19 protein-coding genes and 1 riboswitch are annotated in these 19,330 nt (G+C 37.1%); of the genes, 14 read left to right on the top strand and 5 right to left on the bottom strand.

Annotated elements, in window-relative coordinates; genetic code table 11:
• The first annotated feature begins 157 nt into the window (after nt 1-157).
• From CLV96_RS14035 to CLV96_RS14010, 6 genes are all read left to right on the top strand, one after another.
• The gene (locus CLV96_RS14035; protein WP_004784785.1) at nt 158-571 is read left to right on the top strand and encodes a ribonuclease HI family protein; all 414 of its coding nucleotides are present in this window, start codon (nt 158-160) and stop codon (nt 569-571) included.
• 2 nt (nt 572-573) lie between these two features.
• On the top strand, nt 574-933 hold the full coding sequence (locus tag CLV96_RS14030; protein WP_004785833.1) for a hypothetical protein: 360 nt from the start codon (nt 574-576) through the stop codon (nt 931-933).
• Between the two features lie 32 nt (nt 934-965).
• Nucleotides 966-1,388, top strand: coding sequence for a Fur family transcriptional regulator (locus CLV96_RS14025; RefSeq protein WP_004786486.1), 423 nt, complete (start codon nt 966-968; stop codon nt 1,386-1,388).
• Nucleotides 1,379-2,665: a CCA tRNA nucleotidyltransferase gene (locus tag CLV96_RS14020; RefSeq protein WP_004785506.1), complete on the top strand. Its 1,287-nt coding sequence runs from the start codon at nt 1,379-1,381 to the stop codon at nt 2,663-2,665. The genes CLV96_RS14025 and CLV96_RS14020 overlap by 10 nt, the downstream gene beginning before the upstream one ends.
• 179 nt (nt 2,666-2,844) lie before the next feature.
• Nucleotides 2,845-4,359 carry an outer membrane beta-barrel protein gene (locus CLV96_RS14015; RefSeq protein ID WP_004787479.1) on the top strand — a complete coding sequence of 505 codons (1,515 nt, stop codon included), beginning with the start codon at nt 2,845-2,847 and terminating at the stop codon, nt 4,357-4,359.
• Nucleotides 4,360-4,369: 10 nt separating this feature from the next.
• Nucleotides 4,370-4,831 (top strand): hypothetical protein, encoded by a 462-nt coding sequence (locus CLV96_RS14010; RefSeq protein WP_004786414.1) that lies wholly within the window; start codon nt 4,370-4,372, stop codon nt 4,829-4,831.
• Nucleotides 4,832-4,919: 88 nt separating this feature from the next.
• Here the strand turns inward: CLV96_RS14010 and CLV96_RS14005 are convergent, their stop codons facing one another.
• Nucleotides 4,920-5,366 carry a hypothetical protein gene (locus CLV96_RS14005; protein ID WP_243836490.1) on the bottom strand — a complete coding sequence of 149 codons (447 nt, stop codon included), beginning with the start codon at nt 5,364-5,366 and terminating at the stop codon, nt 4,920-4,922.
• A 114-nt stretch (nt 5,367-5,480) separates the two neighbouring features.
• Between CLV96_RS14005 and CLV96_RS14000 the strand changes: the two genes are divergently transcribed.
• The 4 genes from CLV96_RS14000 (at nt 5,481) to CLV96_RS13985 (ending at nt 10,576) form a co-directional block, all read left to right on the top strand.
• A complete protein-coding gene (locus CLV96_RS14000) occupies nt 5,481-7,523 on the top strand; it encodes a methyl-accepting chemotaxis protein (RefSeq protein ID WP_004785154.1) in 2,043 nt (680 codons plus the stop codon).
• Between the two features lie 118 nt (nt 7,524-7,641).
• Nucleotides 7,642-8,724 (top strand): cytochrome-c peroxidase, encoded by a 1,083-nt coding sequence (locus tag CLV96_RS13995; protein ID WP_004787058.1) that lies wholly within the window; start codon nt 7,642-7,644, stop codon nt 8,722-8,724.
• 8 nt (nt 8,725-8,732) lie between these two features.
• A riboswitch (cobalamin riboswitch) is annotated at nt 8,733-8,879 on the top strand.
• A gap of 204 nt (nt 8,880-9,083) precedes the next feature.
• Nucleotides 9,084-9,665, top strand: coding sequence for a hypothetical protein (locus CLV96_RS13990; protein ID WP_004786052.1), 582 nt, complete (start codon nt 9,084-9,086; stop codon nt 9,663-9,665).
• 53 nt (nt 9,666-9,718) lie between these two features.
• Nucleotides 9,719-10,576, top strand: coding sequence for an LIC_13355 family lipoprotein (locus CLV96_RS13985; RefSeq protein ID WP_004785175.1), 858 nt, complete (start codon nt 9,719-9,721; stop codon nt 10,574-10,576).
• 81 nt (nt 10,577-10,657) lie between these two features.
• Here CLV96_RS13985 and secA read toward each other — a convergent pair whose 3' ends face one another.
• The 3 genes from secA to CLV96_RS13970 are packed head-to-tail and all read right to left on the bottom strand — an operon-like array spanning nt 10,658 to nt 14,692.
• The gene (secA, locus tag CLV96_RS13980; protein WP_004784538.1) at nt 10,658-13,414 is read right to left on the bottom strand and encodes a preprotein translocase subunit SecA; all 2,757 of its coding nucleotides are present in this window, start codon (nt 13,412-13,414) and stop codon (nt 10,658-10,660) included.
• Between the two features lie 10 nt (nt 13,415-13,424).
• A complete protein-coding gene (locus CLV96_RS13975; protein ID WP_004786727.1) occupies nt 13,425-14,114 on the bottom strand; it encodes a type 1 glutamine amidotransferase in 690 nt (229 codons plus the stop codon).
• Nucleotides 14,111-14,692: a TlpA family protein disulfide reductase gene (locus tag CLV96_RS13970; RefSeq protein ID WP_243836489.1), complete on the bottom strand. Its 582-nt coding sequence runs from the start codon at nt 14,690-14,692 to the stop codon at nt 14,111-14,113. Before CLV96_RS13970 ends, CLV96_RS13975 begins: the two co-directional genes overlap by 4 nt.
• A gap of 147 nt (nt 14,693-14,839) precedes the next feature.
• On the opposite strand from CLV96_RS13970, the gene CLV96_RS13965 reads away from it, so the two are divergent.
• Both CLV96_RS13965 and CLV96_RS13960 read left to right on the top strand, forming a co-directional pair.
• The gene (locus CLV96_RS13965) at nt 14,840-15,313 is read left to right on the top strand and encodes a hypothetical protein (RefSeq protein ID WP_004785629.1); all 474 of its coding nucleotides are present in this window, start codon (nt 14,840-14,842) and stop codon (nt 15,311-15,313) included.
• Nucleotides 15,314-15,423: 110 nt separating this feature from the next.
• On the top strand, nt 15,424-16,740 hold the full coding sequence (locus CLV96_RS13960; RefSeq protein WP_004786888.1) for a 6-hydroxymethylpterin diphosphokinase MptE-like protein: 1,317 nt from the start codon (nt 15,424-15,426) through the stop codon (nt 16,738-16,740).
• On the opposite strand, the gene CLV96_RS13955 is transcribed toward CLV96_RS13960, so the two are convergent.
• Nucleotides 16,737-16,949 carry a hypothetical protein gene (locus CLV96_RS13955; protein ID WP_231292518.1) on the bottom strand — a complete coding sequence of 71 codons (213 nt, stop codon included), beginning with the start codon at nt 16,947-16,949 and terminating at the stop codon, nt 16,737-16,739. The two genes, CLV96_RS13960 and CLV96_RS13955, sit on opposite strands and share 4 nt — an antisense overlap.
• A gap of 101 nt (nt 16,950-17,050) precedes the next feature.
• On the opposite strand from CLV96_RS13955, the gene CLV96_RS13950 reads away from it, so the two are divergent.
• Together CLV96_RS13950 and CLV96_RS13945 are read left to right on the top strand one after the other, a co-directional pair.
• Entirely contained in the window at nt 17,051-18,523 is a 1,473-nt protein-coding gene (locus tag CLV96_RS13950; RefSeq protein WP_040917314.1) for an HDOD domain-containing protein, read from the top strand.
• The gene (locus CLV96_RS13945) at nt 18,516-19,298 is read left to right on the top strand and encodes an ABC transporter ATP-binding protein (protein WP_004787659.1); all 783 of its coding nucleotides are present in this window, start codon (nt 18,516-18,518) and stop codon (nt 19,296-19,298) included. The genes CLV96_RS13950 and CLV96_RS13945 overlap by 8 nt, the downstream gene beginning before the upstream one ends.
• Nucleotides 19,299-19,330: the final 32 nt, after the last annotated feature.

Raw genomic sequence — 19,330 nt, 5'->3', positions numbered from 1 at the left:
TGAGACTGGGTGGGGTTATCCACCCGCCACCCAATACGCTCCGTTTACCACGGCACGGCAAAAAAGTCCTTCATAAATCAGAATTCAAAAGTTTTTTTTATTATCAGTTCATGTTTTTGATTGGTGAGGATTGAATACACAGAAAAGACTGTCGGCTATGTCGACAAAAGATACCACCTTCATTTACTGTGACGGTAGTTCCCGCGGAAATCCAGGACCTGCAGCAATCGGTGTTTCCTTTCAAAACAATGATGGAGTCGAATTTTTTTTTCTTTCTGAAAAAATTGGAAACGCAACAAACAATGTAGCAGAATGGCAAGCCTTATATCGAGGGATGGAAGAAGCCATCAACCAAAATCTTCAGAAAATTCGATTCCGATTGGATTCCGAACTTGTCGTTAAACAGATGAAAGGTGAATATAAAGTAAAAAATAAAGACTTACTTGTTTTTAAAACTAAATGTGATACTTTAAAATCATCTTTCCAAAACTTTGAAATTCAATACATCCCTCGAGAACAAAACTCACGAGCAGATCAATTAGCAAACCTCGCTCAAGATAAAAAGGATTGATCTTGAAGTTTTGTATTTATCTTCTTTTCAGTTTTTTTCTGATCACTGCCTTTTCGAATTGTAAAAAGTCAGCCACAAAACAGTTGGATGAGCTTTTAGAGACTGGATCACACTTTCGATCAGCAACTTTTTGTGAGAAAAACAAAACGCTACTCACAGAAAGAAAAGAAGATTGTGAAAAAGTGACAGATTTGGCCAAAGAAGAAATCGATTCCATTCTCAATCGAAAGTTGGATTTAGGAATTGCTCCTGTCATTGTCGAAAAAAACAAAGGAAGAGAAATTGAAGAATTCTTACAAGTCCACACACGCATGGGAATCCGTTATTGGGAAATCTGGAAAGCAAACGTGATTTTAGAATAGACAATCTTCGCCCATCACAGGATAAACAAATCATGGCTGGAGATCCTTCTCAAATACTAAAAAAAATCGGACTAAAAGTAACGAAAAATCGTGAACAAGTTCTATCCATTCTACAAGGATCCCCTAGACCCCTTAACCACCAAGAAATCATGGAAAAACTCCCCAAAGAAGAGTCTTGGGACAGAGTGACCATCTACAGAGCCTTATCTGATTTAGAAGAGAAAAACCTATTAAATTCGCTTCATTCCACAGATCGGGTCACCTACTTCGAATTAAAGTCTGATGGAAACCATATTGTTTCAGCAGCACATGGGCATTTGATTTGTAATGTTTGTGGTAAAATTGAATGTATTGATGACCCTTGGAATGGGATCCCTTCCGCCAAACAATTAAAAGGTTTTTCTACAGAATCGGTTGAAATTGTTTTTAGAGGCAAGTGTAGAAATTGCCAATAGATCCTCAATCGTTAATCCCTAAAAACAACTTAAACCACCTATTACAAATTGATTCGGCTCTGAAACGTGCTGGGTTTGAATGTTTCCTTGTCGGAGGTTCGGTGCGCGATTTGGTAATGGGTAAAATTCCGAAAGAATACGATTTAACAACAAATGCTGAACCAAAACAAGTCAAACGTCTCTTTCGGACCGTTATCGACACAGGAATCGAACATGGAACAGTAACAGTTGTTTTAGATAAAATCCATTACGAGATTACAACATATCGTATTGACAAAGATTATACGGATGGGAGACGACCTGACCATGTAGAATTTGGAACCACATTATCAGAAGATCTAAAACGCAGAGATTTTACAATGAATGCGTTGGCATTTGATTTAACAACAGGTCTCCTTGTTGATGAACACTCTGGACAAAAAGATATCCAAGAAAGGACAATTCGTACGATTGGAAACCCAATCAAACGATTTTCTGAAGATGGATTACGCCCTATTCGTGCTTTACGATTTGCTAGTACTTTGAATTTTTCAATCGAACCGGAGACAAAAAAAGCAATTCATGAAACAAAAAAAATTACAAAAAAAATATCCTTAGAACGTTTTCAAGATGAAATTCTAAAATCTTTTTTAGGTCAACACCCTTCTCGGATGATCCAACTACTCGCCGAAGAAGGTATCTTTCAAATTTTTCTACCTAATCTTCCAACTGAATTAATTCCTCAAAAGGATATATTAGAAAGACTGGACCGAACATCCAATGAAATCATCGGACTCCAATTGGCTTTGGCTTTTTTTTCTTTCATTGCGGAAACAACTTTAAAAGAGTTAGAATCAATATTACGAACATTAAAGTTTTCAGGCCAAAATACCAAAGACTGCTTATTGTTCTTTGACATTATTTCCAAATGGGAATCAGGTCTCAAAAAAAACAACGTAGATGAGTTTTCATTAAAAAAGGAATATTTAGCGCCCGTTAAGCGACATTTTCAATCAAGATATAAAATCGATAGGGAATTCATTCTCAAACTAACCCCCATTTTCGGAGAAACCACAATGCAACTGGTTCAAATTTGGGAAGAAGAACCCCCTTTGCTTCTGACAGATCTGAAACTGAACGGCAATCACCTCGCTGAATCCTTCCCTAACCTGCCAAAAACCAGTTACGGAACCGTCTTAAATCACCTTTTGGATCTTGTCCTACATGCGCCTAAAGAAAATGAATATTCTGGACTATTGCGTCACTCTGCACAATTTATAAGCAATCTGATTAATTAAAATCGGAATTCGATCTCATTTGCTTTCCTTTTTGTTCTTTTATTAATCAAAAATTTATTTTTTTTTCGAAAGAACCCATTCAAATACAGTGTTTCTCTTTTTTTCTCTGAATGCCCAGTAGAATTTCCGCCAACCTGGTACACAACTTGCACAACAAGTTCACATAGGAGAAATGGCAAATGAGAAATAAATACACTCTGTTGGCGACGATCGTTGCTACCTTATTTTCCCAAGCTTCCCTTTTTGCTCAGGATAAAAAGGAAAAGGATAAGTCTTGGTATGAGTTGGTAAATTTTTCCGGATATGTGGATGTATACTATAACTATACTACAAACAACCGGCAAGGTGCTACACAAGATACAGCGGGAACTTTCCACACTTACAACAAGCAGTTTGCTGTGAATGCAGTAAAACTATCTATGGAGAAGTTGGCGGATAAAGAAAGTCCATGGGGTTTCCGTTTGGATATGCAAAACGGACAAAACAACATGTACCAAGAACGTCCGTATCAAACAACGAACTCTCTCCATAACATGCAGTTGTTACAACAAGCTTATGTTTCAGCATACTTCCCAGTACTTAAAGGGTTGACAGTTGACGTAGGAAAGATGGCAACACACATTGGTTTGGAACTTCTTGACTCAAAGGATAACATCGCTTACACGATTGGTTATGTGTTCTTTAACACAATCCCATTTATCCATACTGGTGCAAGAGCAAACCTTCAAATTAACGATCGCTTATCCACAGGACTTTACCTTTACAACAGTGCACAAGGGACTGGTTATACAGGAAATGGTCAACAATTTGGATACGTCGGAGTTACTCCTTACGGGGATGCTGCAGGTGGATCAAGTCTAACTAGCACACAACAACATGCTTATGCAGATGGTCCAAACCCTACAAGAGCAATTGGAACACAAGTGAAGTATGATGTAGTACCTGATAAATTCCAAGTAGTTTGGAACACATTGCAAGCTAATGATAACATCAAAGGCAGACAAAACAATGCGCTTTACTATCTTGAACAATCTACTGGAACTTCATTTCCTAAACAATCTTCTTTCCATACTGACCACTGGATGATTCAAAACTTAATTTTGATCTTCAAACCTACTGATAAATTGACTACTATCTTTGACTATACTTATGGTGAAAGAACAGGTCAAACAAATACAGCAGCATTTGGATATGAAGCATCTGGAATCACAAAAGCAAAATTAGATGCGGCTCTGCCAGGTCTTGTTCCTGATTTAGATCCAAGTTTAGTTGCTGCTGGATTCACAAAAGACACAAGTTTTACTCGTGAAAACAAAGTAAAACGAGTATACCAAACATACCAATTACAAGCGAAGTATCAGTTTACTAACTTCTTTGCACTTGGTTTCCGTTTTGAGTATCTTGATGACAAACGTTATGGTGGTTCACTTGCAGTAAACCCTCCTCTATTTGCAGTAACCCCTGCAGACAGATATGACCTTAAGTTCCAAGATGCGATTGGTGCAAGAGCTACTAGTAACTACGGACAAATCAAAACCCTTACTTTCACACCTACTTTCGACTTAACGGAAAACCTCCAAGTTAAAGTAGATTTAAGAAGAGATTGGGGTCCTGGTCAACAATTCGTAGATACTTCTGGAAGACCGGCTTCCCACCAAAATGGTATTATCGTCGGTATGGTAGCAAAATTCTAAGGAGAAAACGATGAAAAAGAATATGAAATCCTTTAAATCTGGTTTAGTAGGGATCTCTTTTGCACTTCTTTTGGCAGCTGGCATTGTTGGCTGCACAGAGTCTGGTGCAAAAAAAGAAGATAACCCAACAGCTCTACTTTACCTAGTCAACTCTGGAAGTTTCAATGAAGTTCAACAAATTTGTCTTGTTGCTTATACCGCAGCAAACTCTTGTGTTGGAGGGAAAGAATACTTTAACTCAGGCAATGGTTGCTCTCTAGTTAAATTAGAAGGCAAAACTACTGATGATTTGAACGCATTAAAAGAATGTGTTCTCAAAAAAGTAAATGACCCAGTTCAACCATGTAACTTACCACAGTTTACTTATGGCCTTGCGCAACAAGCCCTTGCGGGTGCGTTTGCAGCTTGTAACGCTTCGTATACAACAGCTGCTGGTGCAACAGTAGATTTGACTGGATACTTGGTATACTAACAAAAGTTAAGTCAGGGGACAATCTCTCCTGACTATTTTCTTCTTTTTAAAAATCCGACCAAACCATTAAACGAAATGGAACGAAAAGTTAAGGTTTTTTATACTCTACTTTTTCAACAAATGACCTTCGAAAGATCACTGTAATTTCTTTATCAGGAAGAGAATCTCCTGAAAATTTACTGATTGGCCTTCTATAAACCCAATACTCTCGATCTCCACCATGTTTGACTTCATCTGGATCACCGATATACTCGCGAACAAAATTTCCGTTTTTACCAGGTAAAGTGTCCTTGATTTCTTTTCGAAGTTTCATACCAGCAAGTTGTTCTGCTGTTAGCTTGGCCAAAACTTCTTCACGTTTTTCTTCTTCGGATTGGATGTCTTTTGCCGATTTAGACATAAATTCCCGACATTTGGTTTCATCTTGAAATGTTTTCATACAATTTTCAAAAAGACTTTCTTGGTTTTTGACTTCTAACGTGCGAGCACATGAAGCAGTAACGAACAATACAATCAATACTAAGGATCTGTTCACAAACCCTCCCATTCTTACGCCTATAAAATTAAATGATTGATTTATTGAAAATCAATTATCGTTAGAAGTTAAGTGGAATTTTATTTCGTCCACTTCAGGAAGATACACTGTTTTATGTCAAAATTTCTCTCACGGTTATCCATTCAAACTAGACTCTTACTTTTGCCATTTCCACTCATTGTATCACTAATCATCATTCTGCTTATTTTAGTACGATCACTGAATGGCACGATTCAATTTTCAGAAAAAGAACAATTGGGAGTTAATACCTTAAAACCAATTTATCTTGCATACAGAGAAGGATTAGAACGACTAAAAATTGGACAAGAAAGCACTACTGATTTAATTCCACTGATAAAGGCAGCGAATCTAAAAATCGAAGAAACGGAGCTATTCCAAAAAGATACTAAAGAATTGGTCACTTGGATAAAATACACGAATGTCAATTTTTTTGACCAATCCACAAGCCTTCGTTTTCTCGGGGATACACAAGAACTAGCATTGAAGATTGGTGACCTTTCAAACCTCATCCTTGATCCGGAAGTAAACTCTTATTACCAAATGGAGATTATATTTTTCCGAATACCAGAAATATTAAAGAATATTGCAGTATTAAAAGAGAATATTCGTGATGAGTATACGAATACAACTAGTAAAAATAAACAATACTCAAGTGTCAGCTATACAAAGGCATTAATAGCGATTAATATTATCGAGACCACATGCAACGAAATTCAAAAATCCTATACAAAATCTATTGAAGACACATCTCCTTATGAAAAAGAACTAATGAATGCAAAAACTCTCGCAAAAACATCATGCGAAAGTTACATTCGAGAACTAAAGGAAACATTTATCGTCTCCACAACAAAACCTTCTTCTTCAGAAAAATTGTTTACAACGATTCACAAAGGAACATTGACCGCCGGGGACATCCAGGATCGTTCTATTGTAATCCTTGAGAAATTAGTGAATGACCGAATTCAATTATTGTCCTTCCAGAGAAACATAAACATCCTTTTAGTTTTGTTTTCCTTATTTATATCCACAATATTTGTTATTTTTATTTTTCGAAGTATAAACAAACCTCTTGTGTCTGTTCTTTCGAAAGTCAATGAACTTTCTAGCGGGGAAGCAGACTTAACCAAAACCCTTCCCAACTTTGGTCAAAATGAAGTTGGAAAAATTACAGAGTCAATCAACCGTTTTTTAGCAAATCTCAATCATATCATGAATCAATTGAAAATATCGGTCAGTGATGCAGAAAAAGCTGCCTATAAATTAAAACAAGATGCAATCTCTGTTTCTGATAATGCCTCTTCACTTGCATCCATTTCAGAAGAATCGGCTGCTTCTCTAGAAGAACTCACAACCTCATTCGAAATCATGTTTGAATTCATTACAAATGAAACTAAAAACATTGTAAAAATTACAGAGGAAATGAAAAACATCGAAGGTTCAATTTCCAATATCGAAAAAGCCCTTCTGCAATTAACCGACCAATCCATTACTTCCACAAATTTAGCAAACTTAGGTAATACATCGGTTCAAAACACTGACAATGCAATGTCGGAAATCCGATCCGTAACCAAAGAAATCACTGGAATTGTAGACCTCATTACGGAGATTTCAGAAAGAACCAACTTACTAGCATTAAATGCAAGTATTGAAGCTGCTCGTGCAGGCGATGCAGGAATGGGATTTGCCGTTGTGGCAGAAGAAATATCAAAATTAGCTGACAAAACTCAATCTTCTGTCAAAAACATTAAGCGCCTCATCGATAAAAGTAATTCAGTAGTTACCATTGGAGCAAACCATGTTCATGAAACGGTAAATGCGTTAAGTGAAATTGTTGAACAATCAAAAAGAATGCAAGACAGTGTAGATGGATTAAAAGAAGAAATGTCTACTCAAACAAATAGTTTAATCAACGTAACAACAGAATTAAACGACTTACAAGAAATGGCAGAGACAATTGAATTTTCAAGCAGGGAACAGAAAAAAGCTTCAGAAGATATGGTAAATACAATCAATACTCTTTCTGGTAGTGCACAAGAACTGGCAAATAATTCTGAAGACTTAAACCAAGTTAGCCAAAAAATTGGAGAAATCGCAGGAACCATTGCGATTGTCACAAATTCCTTCCGGACTCACTAACAAAAATTAAACGAATGTCTCAAAAGGATAAGACTCTCGGTTAAAGTTTTTAGAAATTCAGAAAAAGAACCAAAAAATAGAATTGATCGATTAGGCATGGGTTCCCTGTTTGGTTCCTATGTCCTTATCCCCTTCTCAAAACCATAGAAAACAAATCAGAGACAAATCGAATTTCTTAATTTTTTTTATATTACATATAACTTTAATTAGCTGTAAATTCCAATTACAAACCAACTCGCAAAAAGACTCAATTATAAACTTATTCCTTATCGACTTACTCTCAAATCAGTTGAGTGCCACAGAGTTACAAGGGGTTGTTAGAAAGAAAATTGGTACACTTCCTAATTTCATCCCTGGTTCAGAATCTGATTCAATGGAAAAAATTGCCTTGGGGAACAAATTATTTAGAGATAATAAACTTTCCTCTAACCATGTTCAGTCCTGTCTCACTTGTCATCCGTTAGACGGGAATGCAGCCGGAATGGATCGACAATCTACTTCAAGAGGAACATTCGGCCAAATTGGAAAAAGGAATACTCCGACCATTCTTAATGTTGGTTTTTTACCTTTCCTTTTTTGGGATGGAAGACGGGATACATTATACAACCAAGCTATTGATCCATTTATTAATCCATTGGAAATGTCTTTACCTTCCGATACAGAATTGCTGACACGAATCCAAAACGACCCAAGCTATACTTCTTTTTTTGCAAATGCTTTTCCGGAATCTCCAAGTCCGAGCATTCATTCCATTCGTCTTGCCTTGGTTGCTTTTGAAAGATCTCTTGTTTCAAAATCTCGATTCGATGATTTCGTTGAATCCAATGTACGGGCACTTGAAAACTATGAAATAGAGGGACTAAGAATATTTTTAGATGTTGGATGTAACAACTGTCATACCAAAAATCTACTGGGGGGATCCCAATTTTCAAAGTTAGATTCAAAGTATTCTTACAACCCGAATGATTTTGGTAGGTCAGAGTTTACCGGAAACCCTGCGGATGATTTTTACTTTAAAGTTCCTCCGTTACGTAATGTTGCACTGACTCCGCCCTATTTTCATGATGGAAGCGTTCCTTCATTGAAAGAGGCAGTAAGGCGAATGAATCAGTACAATCTGAACCGTACAATCAATGATTCAGAAATTGAATTGATCGTTTCATTCCTGAAGTCTCTATCAGACAAAACAAAGATAAACTAATTGAATTGACAAATAATATCGTGTTTGGAACTCTGGCATTACCTTCAGGGAGGAAACAGGTGAAATTCCTGTGCTGACCCGCAACTGTGATGCACCAAATATAGTATAAGCTGTATTAGGTGATAAGCCAGATCTTCCCCGCAATGTTTTCTCGTGGATTGGGAACTTTGCACACTTACGGTATTTGTATCAACATATACTGTAAAGGGGCCCCGAAGGTAAACTCGGGGCACCCGTATGGAAAAAACACTACTTACATATCTATTTATAGATTTTAAGATTTCTCGTCTTCTGACTTGGATAAACCTATTTCCTGTCCGTGTTCCCCTAAATTCAAACCAAGATTTAGGAGAATCTAAATGAAAATTTCACTTAAGCTAACAATCATAATGTTGTTTGTACTCTTTGCCACAGCATGTGCAGATAGTGGCAAAGTAGATAAATCGGAAGCAGACAATAATCTAGTATTAGGTCTATTGAAAACAGCAGAGGCATCTGCCAAAGAAGCAGGCCAAATTGAAATTAGAGGAACATACTTTCAAGCTAGCTGTTCTGCTGGAACATGTAACACTCCAGGTTCCAACACAGTTTCAATTCAATCCAATTTCGGAACCACTACGGGATATCTATACGTTGATTATGTAAATGGAGCAGGAACTTCAACCTATCGAGTCAACGCTGAAATCGTGGAATTTAACAACACAGAACGAGTGCTTTATTACAAACCAAAAAACAGTGCCAATATTTCGGCTTTAATATGGACTATCACTTCTGAAAATGAAATTTTAATTTGTGATGTATTTAACGGCAAACCGTCGTTAACTGAAACTAAAACAGACCTAGCCTCAAGAAAAGCATCTGGAACAGTTCATACAACAAATCCCAAAGCAGCAGGCTGCAATGGATCATTTGCCTTTAATTTCTTAACTAGAACTTTTTAAATTCAAAAATTTTGCCTTTATTCATTTGGATAAAGGCAAAGAGGAGACGATTCATGGGTCAGTTTCAAATTAAATCAATAATATCTTTGTTATTTATCACTTTGGCTTTTTCACAATGCTCTGAGAAAGAAAATAATAATGAGCTCATACTAACATTACTAGCACTACCACTAACAAACTCTTCATCAGTGGGTCCGTGCCCACCAACAACTCTTCCAACAACGATCCCCATTGCAAATACTGTAGTCGCAGCCAATTCCACAGTGAGTGGATTTAACGTTTCATCTAAAGCAACCAATGGTATTTGTGGTGGGGGGGAATTTTCCGGATCTTTGGATGTTTATGCATTAAATTTAACAGGTGCTGGGGCAACGATTATTCTATCTTGGGCAGGAAAGACGGTTAAAAATGTTACTGGAATTGATTTTATAGTGTATGAAAATCCCTTTAGAGTTTCAGAAACTAGCGATCGTTATGCGTTTGATCCAATGGTAGTTCAAGTTTCTTTCGATGGAACAAACTATTGTGGATTTGATTTGAGTGGTTTCAATCCTTCAGTGGCAGATAGTAATAAAATCTCTTCTTGGCCGGGATTTGGTGGTCTAAGACCTGTTATTTATAATATGGCAACAAAGCCATTTACCTTAGATGAATTATTTACCTCTTCAGGCAGTGGTTTTTTAGTCGGAGGTGGTGATGGATTCAATCTTGATGATTTAATCGTCGGTGGACCCGGTGCCAATTGTGATATGACAGCTCGTTCAAATATCCAAACCAATGGATTTAAATTTATTAAAATGATTTCTGCCTCAGCAGTTACAAATCCAAATACAGGATCTGGTTATGTATACCCACATTCTTATAACAACGGGTCGGATATTGATGGAGTGGTTGCTAAGTATATTGAATGAATCCAACTCTCACTACATTAGAATTTATGCTAATTTGTAAGTAAGAGTTGGATGTGTATCGAAGAACCAGTGATTGAGTCGTTATTTCTTTCTACGACTCGACTTTCTCTCGGATCCACCACCGGAGCTAGTAGTGGAAGATACTTGAGGTTTGGTTTTGTTAGATTTAACTTCATTTCCAAACATATCTACCTCGGCTCTTTGCTCCTCACCAATTTTTTTGTATTCTTTCGGCGAAGATTCATCTTGATTGCGATCCGATTCAGTCACTTCTATTTTTAATAGGAAAGAAACTACTTCATTTTTAAGATTCTCAACCAATTGATCAAACATCTTAAAACCTTGAAGTTTGTATTCAATCAAAGGATTTTTTTCACCGTAACCAACAGTCCAAATTCCTTCCTTCAAATGATCCATTGCATATAGATGTTCTTTCCACCTGTGATCCAAAATGTCTAAAAACACATTTCTTTCAATCGAACGCCAAACGTCTTCTCCAATAGAAGATACTTTGGACTCATATAATTCTTTTACTAACTTGGAAAGCACCTCAAAGACTTTGAGTTGCGGGTTTGATTCCTTTTTAAATTGTTTAGGATCAATTGACTCAGAGATACCTAAACTTTGAATCCACTCATTGAGGGAGTCAACTTCCCAAGCATCCACATTATTGCCTTCACAATAAAGAATCACTTGGTTTTCAACAACTTCGTCAAAGAAGTCAACAATGGTCCGAGACATGTTTCCTTTGTCCAAAAGTTCGTTACGAATTCCGTAGATATAAATCCTTTGACGATTCATCACATCATCATACTCTAACAAGTGCTTTCTGATATCAAAGTTATGGCCCTCTACTCGTTTTTGTGCACGAGCGATTGCATTGGAAACCATACTATGTTCTAACTCTTGTCCTTCTGGCATCTTGAGTGTATCCATAATGCGCGCAATACGATCTGAACCAAAAATACGCATCAAATCATCCTGTAAGGACAAATAAAATCTTGAAGAACCAGGATCCCCCTGTCTACCAGATCGCCCGCGAAGCTGATTATCAATCCGGCGTGATTCATGTCGTTCGGAGCCGATGATATGTAATCCTCCAGCACCAATCACAAAATCATGATCTACTTTCCATTTTTTTGCTTCAGTTAAAATCTTATTACATTCTTTTTTGATGTTTTCGTTTTTGATTTCTGAAGTTTTGGCTTCAGCCTCTTCAAACTTTTGTTTGATCAAATGTTCCCGAAAACTATAAATCACTTCTAATTCTGATTTTGCTTTAATTCCTAAAGAATCGCTAAGATCATCTAATTTTTCTAGATCTTCTTTGTATTTTGGTGCACCACCAAGAACAATATCCGTTCCTCGACCGGCCATGTTTGTTGCAATCGTGATGGCTCCAGGGCGACCTGCATTGGCTACAATTTCGGACTCTCTTTCATGTTGTTTTGCGTTTAATACGTTATGTGGAATTCCATGTGAAGTTAAAAGTTTAGAAAGAACTTCTGATTTTTCAATGGAGATAGTTCCCACAAGCACTGGTTGTTTTTTTGAAACCTTTTCTTGGATATCTTTGACTACTGCGTCAAATTTTTCACGTTCTGTTTTATAAACTCTGTCAGCCATATCCAAACGTTGGATTTTTAGATTGGAAGGTATGACAATTACATCTAAATTATAAATTTTTTTGAATTCTTCTGCTTCCGTATCTGCTGTTCCTGTCATCCCAGCTAACTTCTTATAAATACGGAAATAATTCTGGAAAGTAATGGAGGCTAATGTCTGGGATTCACGAGCGATCGCCACACCCTCTTTTGCTTCTAAGGATTGGTGTAATCCATCAGAGTATCTACGTCCCTTCATCAAACGGCCGGTAAACTCATCAACAATGATGACTTCTCCACCCTGGACAACATAATCTTTATCTTTATAGAATATTTTATGTGCTTTTAATGCTTGTTGGACATGATGGACCAATTCAATATTTTCTGCGTGATATAAATTCTCAACGCCTAACAATTCTTCCACATGGTGGACACCTGCCTCAGATAAAATGACATTCTTTGCTTTTTCATCAATTTCGTAGTCTTCACCCTCAATTAATTTAGGGATAATTTTATCTACTTTAATGTATTTGTCTGTTGATTCTTCTGCAGGGCCAGAAATGATGAGAGGAGTTCTTGCTTCATCAATCAAAATTGAATCCACCTCATCCACGATAGCAAAGTTATGTTGCCTTTGAACACGGTGTTCTTTGTAACTAACCATATTATCACGCAAATAATCAAAGCCAAACTCATTATTAGTTCCATAAGTAATATCTGAATTATAGGCAATTTTTCTTTCTTCATGGTCCATATCATGTTGGATAACTCCAACTGAAACTTTTAAAAATTCAAATACAGGACGCATCCAATTGGCATCCCTTTTCGCCAAATAATCGTTTACCGTAACAACATGAACCCCTTCATCAGAAAGTGCATTTAAATAGATTGGTAAGGTTGAAGTTAAGGTTTTACCTTCCCCGGTTTTCATCTCAGATATATTTCCCCAATGTAAGGAAATACCACCCATCATCTGTACATCAAAGTGACGCATACCTAATGTTCGATAGGCAACTTCGCGGACAGTTGCAAATGCTTCCGGCAAGATATCATCTAAAGTTTCACCAGAGGAAAGTCTTTCTTTAAACTTTTTGGTTTGTGAGGACAACATTTCATCGTCCATAGCTTTGATTGTCGGCTCAAAAGAATTGATTGCATCCACGATGGGATTTAACCTTTTCAAATCCCTTTCATACTTACTACCGAATAAAATTGTTAATATTTTTTGAAACATACCGAGTCCGTTATAATTTTATAATATTTCGAAATATAGTATTAGCAGTTTCTGCCATTACCTTTTGTTTAACTTCAATCTCAGAAAAATCACCATTGCCCTTTGCTATAAATTCCTTATGGACAGACTGCCATACACGAAGCATTTCTAAGGTTGGTTCTAAATGAGTTTGGAAAGCAAAAACCTTGTTTTTATAAGAGAACATTTGGTTTGCATAAAAATCACTCGCAAGTAAATGTTCCGCTCCTACAGGGATATCAAATATATCTTCATGAAGATGGAAAGCAAGGATTGATTCTTTTTGAATTCCTTTAAAAATAACATGTTCTGGTTTTAACAATTGTAAATCAGAGAACCCCGTCTCTGGTCCTTTTGTGCCTGGACGAACATTGGCACCTAACGCCTTTGCAATGATTTGTGAGCCTAAACAAATCCCAATTAATTTCTTGTTGGGTAAAGCGACCACGTTGTTGACTATATCATAATATGGTTTAAAAAATTCCTGTTCCGCTGGATCGGCAACTGATTGAGGGCCACCTAACATAACAATTAAATCAAAATTCAAATGAATTTCTGGCATCAAATGAATTCGTCTGTCATAAGCATTTTGAAAACTGATTCGATACCCTGCTTCGCGAAGTAGAGGTTCTAGAATTCCTGGACCTTCACAATCTATAAATCTTATGAATACTGCTCTCATAATGATTCCATTCCAAATTGATAACGAAAGAAATTAAACTTGGCATCCTTCCGAATGACATCTGGAGATGTTTGTTCCGAAATTGATCCCAAAAAATTATAATACAATCTCATCGGTTTTGTTGCGAACAACATTGTTTCCGGTGTTCCTGTAATCAGACTCCCTTCTTTAACACGAAAAGGTGGTTTCATAAACACGATGGGAACTCGTATATTTCTATTTTTGATTTCTACTTCCATTCTGGCTTTTGCCAACTGGTAAACTTCACCAAACGGACGCTCATCGGTTATATCAGGTACGATTTGGTAAGGGTCTACAACCATGTATAAAGCTTTCGATGGGAAGCGACTTTCGATTTCTGCGTGAAGAAGATTGAGTGCCGGTATCTCTTTCCAACAAGGAACACAATCGGGTGAGTATACGTTGATGGCAATTCCCTCTTTTTCCAATTGGGAGAAAGAAATTTCAGCGCCAGAGGAAGTTAGTCCGGCCCAAGACTCCTCTCCAAAATAAGAGGATTTCGCCGGGGCGCAGCTAATGAGACATAAACTAACAGTTAAGATGAGGGAGGCTTTCATAAATCCCATATGTTGGACGGTCCTTCCCCATGGTTTGGACTACGAGAAGGTCTGTAAAGCCAGTTTTCGAACTTTCCCTTGACATCTGACCCCCGCCCCTCAATCTGGTCTAACATTCCACTCACTTCCTCCAGGGAATCAAAGAAAATGAGCCAATCGCATAAAGAAGACTTCGATATCGTATCCTTAATAGAACTTTGCCGGGAAAAAAAATACGAAACTTGCGTGGCCGGTTTCAGCACGATCGACAAAATTGAAAAGATCACTCTTCCTAAAAAATTAAAAAACCGTAAACTGACTGTGCAAGCCTTATATGCACTGACAAACGATATGGTTCAGTGGAAATACCTTTCCTCTGAAGAAAAAGCACTCCTCCAAGCAGAAAAAGACAAACTGGCAGGTGTTACATCCACAGCGGGTACTTCTTTTGCTCCTCATGCGGAAGAAGACATCGAAGAAGATTTTATCCCAGAAGAAGAAGCTCGTAAACCAGAACTAGAAGATGGTTTCGAAGACGAATTTGGTGATGATTCTGAGGACGAAGAAGATGAAGAGGATGATGACGATTTCGACGACGACTCTGATGACGATGATGATTCAGACGAGGATGATGAGGACTAGAGGTTACTCCCATTCCTCTAATCCCTCACTTTCAAAACAACCTTCTCTATAACTTTCAAACTTCCGATCAATATTTCCTACACTCAAAAGTCTCCCCTGAAAAGGAGGCTTTGCGATTTCTTTCATCATTCAGTTTTGATTCCATCCCAGTTCTACTTGGCATAGGTGCCTTACACGCAGTTAGATCCTTCGTTACCACACGAAACCACCCTATCATTATCTTTTGGGAACCAGAAAAAGAAGTTTATGAACTAAATGAATTCCAATCGGAACTTTTAGATCTAAAAAACCAAGCCAATGCAAAAGGTTGTTTTTTATTTTGCCTCACCGGTACCACACCAAATTGGGCAGAACTAAAAACTGAAATTCAAAACATTCAAACGGAAGCAAATTCAACTCTTTCTAAATGGAAATTATATGTAACTCCAAGTTACGAACGTTTTTTCCCAGAGTTAGTATCTAAATGCAAAAACTATTTTCAGTCTCAGTTTGTTTCCGATGGGATCAATCAAAACACCATCGAACATTTCAGTAAGTTATGGACTCATAATTATTTAAAAAATAGAATTGGGCTGTTTTATAACGATACGAGCATTCGATGGTTTCAATCCTTCTCGGGCGAAAAAACATCTATTTTATTCGTGGGTGCTAGTCCGGGCTTAGAAACCAATCTTTCGACCATCAAAAAAAATCGTTCCACTTTTCTAATTTTTGCCAGTGATACCTCCATCGGTTACCTTTTGCCAAACGGAATTATTCCTGATTATATTGTCTCTTTTGATTCTGGCCGAGGAACAACCTATCATTTTTTGACAGAAATTCCATCAAACATTCCCATCATTACTTGGCTAGGTGGCGCACCATATATTTTTGAACTGAAAAATCCAAAAATTCTAGTCAATACGGGTCATCCACTCGATCAAATCCTGGAACATCTATTTCAAACTGGATTCGGAAAAAAATGGCCACATTATTCCAATGCTAGTTTGAATTTATTGGGAATGGTTATTTCGATTACAGAGCAGATAAATAAAAGAGAATTTTTTGTAAGTGGGGTAAGTTATATTTCGGAACGCGGAAAATCCCATTGTAAAGGAACTGGATACGAACGGTTTTATCTGCCATTCACCAACAGAAAAAAAAGTTTAGAACTAATCACCAAACGACTGTATTCTGGTGAACGAAAAGGCAAAAACCAAATTGCCTGGGAACAAATGAATCGAAAAGAATCTACTTTCAACATTCAAAATCTCAAAGAAGCCGATGAAACGAATCTCCCATCCAAAAGAAAATCTGAACATTTACTTGAATCATTTCAGGGTTTTCCCCCATCATTATCGGATCTGGCAAAGTGGGCTAACCAAGACCAATCCGGAATCATTCATCAAAAAACCCTTACCACTTGGTTGCGGTTTTCACTAAGTTAAGCACCAAATAGAACCGGTATTTCTTGTAGATTCCACTCTGCTCTTTCTTTGTTTGCGGGAATTTGATCAAAACCTTTTGTTTTTTTGGATTTCCCCTTAGGTCTTTTTTCCATATCCTCTAAAATTTTTTCCAACCTCTCTTGCATAAGCAAATGCAAATTCATTTGGTCTAACATATCCATAGTGATTTCCTCCACTGTTGTTTTCACTATACAATTTCCCTGGGACAAAAGAGAAATTGGATGGGAAAAAAATATCTATTGCGTCCAAAAGAAATTATAATATAAGAGTGTTACGGGAAAAAGCGTTTGTGAATTTTCAAGATATTATCTCTCAATTAGAGACCGCAAAAGAATCCAGAATTAATTTTTACTTTGTTACAGAAGAACAAAATCAGGAGATATACGCATTACTTGTCCATGTAATGGGGTATATGGACAAACTCTATCTAGTAGAAGTTATCTTTACTGTCCTAAAAGAGCTCCTTATGAATGCCAATAAGGCAAATGCAAAACGCGATTACTTTTCCCGTGAAAATTTGGACATCCAAAATGCTGGTGATTATGCGAAGGGAATGTCCCGATTCCAAGAAAACATCATCATGAAATGGAATGAACAATTAGATCGCTTAGAAGGCGGAAATTACTACATCAGTTTACTCATGAAAGTAGAAGGAAAGTCCATCCACTTTGCGGTAGAGAATAACGCACCAATCACCAAAGAAGAACTAGCAAGGATTAATCGAAGGATCGAGGTGGCAAAGAACTACAACGACCTTTCTGATGCGTTCACCGATGTTTCGGACAGCACTGAATCAGCCGGCTTAGGATTAGTACTGATTCAACTCTTATTAAAAAATTCAGGAATAGGTTCTGAAAAATTCAAAATCTTTACAAATGACAAAATAACACGCGCTACTCTATCTGTTCCCGAAGTCACAACTCCAGTAGAAATCCAAACAGATTTAAAAACAAAACTTCTAAACGAAATAGATGGATTGCCTCCGCTGCCGCATTCACTTACAAAAATCATTCAACTTTGTAACAATCCTGATTCTGATTTACATATGATTTCTCAAGAAATCGAAAGAAACCCGGCTCTCTCTGCTGATCTGTTAAAACTATCCAACTCTGCTTTTTTTGCAAATAGAAGCCAAGTCAGTTCTATCTTACAAGCAGTCAAGGTTGTAGGACTCAAGAACTTACGAAACCTTCTCTATGTTTCCGGAGTCCGTAAAATCATGGACGGTCAATATGGAAAGATGATGGATGTTTGGGACCACTCGAGCCGATGCAGTTATTACGCACGTTATTTGGCAACAGAAAACAATCATACAAATAAAATTGCAGACATCATTGCCGTTAGTGCCTTGTTACACGATATTGGAAAATTTCTTTTACTTTCTGTGGATCGAGGTTTTTTCAAAAAAATCGAAACTTACCAAAGAGGAGTTGATTCTGGAAATTCAACTCTTTTAGAAGAAATGGCCATTGGACTCAGCCATCCGCAACTCGGGGCCCTTCTTGCCGAAAAATGGGAATTCCCTCTCGACCTTCGTGTTGCTATCGAATACCATCACAAACCTTTTTTGGCTCCAGCAGAATTACGTGATCTTGTCGAAGTCATTTATATGGCCAATATGATGGCCGATTACCATGAGCAGAAAAAAGGTTTTTATGCCATTGACAAAATCCTACTCGCAAAATTTAATTTAGATAATATCGATGTGTTCTCTGCTGCCGTGAATAAAATCGAACTTCTATTTAAAAAATCAAATGAGTGAAGTGATTCGTTTTGATTCTGTTTCGTTTGTAAGAACCGACAAAAAGATTTTAGACCAAGTTCATTTTTCTTTAAACCAAGGTGATTCTCTTGCCATCATCGGAAGAAATGGAGCGGGAAAAACTACACTTATCAATTTGCTTTTTGGTTATTCTTGGCCCACAACAGGATCTATTTCTGCTTTTGGAGAAACTTATGGTGAAACTCCGATGGCACCTTTGCAAAATCGAATTGGAATGGTCCAACCAGGTCACCAAGAAACCTTACTACAAAGGCTCACAACTTTTGAAATGGTTTTGACTGGAGTGATTGGAACTCTAGGCCTTTATAAAGATCCAACAAAAGAACAAGAAAAAACCGCAGAATCTCTGTTAGATTCCATTGGTCTCAATCATAAAAAAAACCAAATTTACTCTACACTTTCTTCCGGAGAAAAAATGAAGGTTTTATTGTTACGAGCATTTGGTGTGGGAAAAGAAATTTTAGTTTTGGATGAACCCACAGCTACTTTAGACATAACAGCAAGAACTGATTTTGGAAAGTCTTTGGCCCAATTAAAAATCGGAAACCCCAATCTCACAAGAATTCTCATCACACATCGAATCGAAGAAATTCCCGAAGACTTTTCTAAAATACTTTTGTTAAAAGAAGGGAAGGTCATTAGTTTTGGGAAAAAATCCGAAGTCCTAACGGACAAAAACTTATCCAATTTGTATGACCTAGACTTACAAGTGAACGAAAAAAAAGGACAGTATTCCGTTACTGTCCTTTCCTAAAACAATCCATTTAGTAAAAATTACCTAAGATT

The organism is Leptospira meyeri (assembly GCF_004368965.1).
Taxonomy (GTDB): domain Bacteria; phylum Spirochaetota; class Leptospiria; order Leptospirales; family Leptospiraceae; genus Leptospira_A; species Leptospira_A meyeri.
Note: the sequence above shows the minus strand (reverse complement) of the source record. Positions and strands in the feature narration are given on the sequence as shown.

Bases quoted from the DNA above. Each gene is read 5' to 3' on its own strand.
- CLV96_RS13945 (WP_004787659.1), top strand. From the start codon at position 18,516: ATGAGTGAAGTGATTCGTTTTGATTCTGTTTCGTTTGTAAGAACCGAC.
- CLV96_RS13970 (WP_243836489.1), bottom strand. From the start codon at position 14,692: ATGAAAGCCTCCCTCATCTTAACTGTTAGTTTATGTCTCATTAGCTGC.
- CLV96_RS13985 (WP_004785175.1), top strand. From the start codon at position 9,719: ATGGGTCAGTTTCAAATTAAATCAATAATATCTTTGTTATTTATCACT.
- CLV96_RS14025 (WP_004786486.1), top strand. From the start codon at position 966: ATGGCTGGAGATCCTTCTCAAATACTAAAAAAAATCGGACTAAAAGTA.
- CLV96_RS14000 (WP_004785154.1), top strand. From the start codon at position 5,481: ATGTCAAAATTTCTCTCACGGTTATCCATTCAAACTAGACTCTTACTT.
- CLV96_RS14035 (WP_004784785.1), top strand. From the start codon at position 158: ATGTCGACAAAAGATACCACCTTCATTTACTGTGACGGTAGTTCCCGC.
- CLV96_RS13965 (WP_004785629.1), top strand. From the start codon at position 14,840: ATGAGCCAATCGCATAAAGAAGACTTCGATATCGTATCCTTAATAGAA.
- CLV96_RS14010 (WP_004786414.1), top strand. From the start codon at position 4,370: ATGAAAAAGAATATGAAATCCTTTAAATCTGGTTTAGTAGGGATCTCT.
- CLV96_RS13995 (WP_004787058.1), top strand. From the start codon at position 7,642: ATGTCCTTATCCCCTTCTCAAAACCATAGAAAACAAATCAGAGACAAA.
- CLV96_RS13975 (WP_004786727.1), bottom strand. From the start codon at position 14,114: ATGAGAGCAGTATTCATAAGATTTATAGATTGTGAAGGTCCAGGAATT.
- CLV96_RS14015 (WP_004787479.1), top strand. From the start codon at position 2,845: ATGAGAAATAAATACACTCTGTTGGCGACGATCGTTGCTACCTTATTT.
- secA (WP_004784538.1), bottom strand. From the start codon at position 13,414: ATGTTTCAAAAAATATTAACAATTTTATTCGGTAGTAAGTATGAAAGG.
- CLV96_RS13990 (WP_004786052.1), top strand. From the start codon at position 9,084: ATGAAAATTTCACTTAAGCTAACAATCATAATGTTGTTTGTACTCTTT.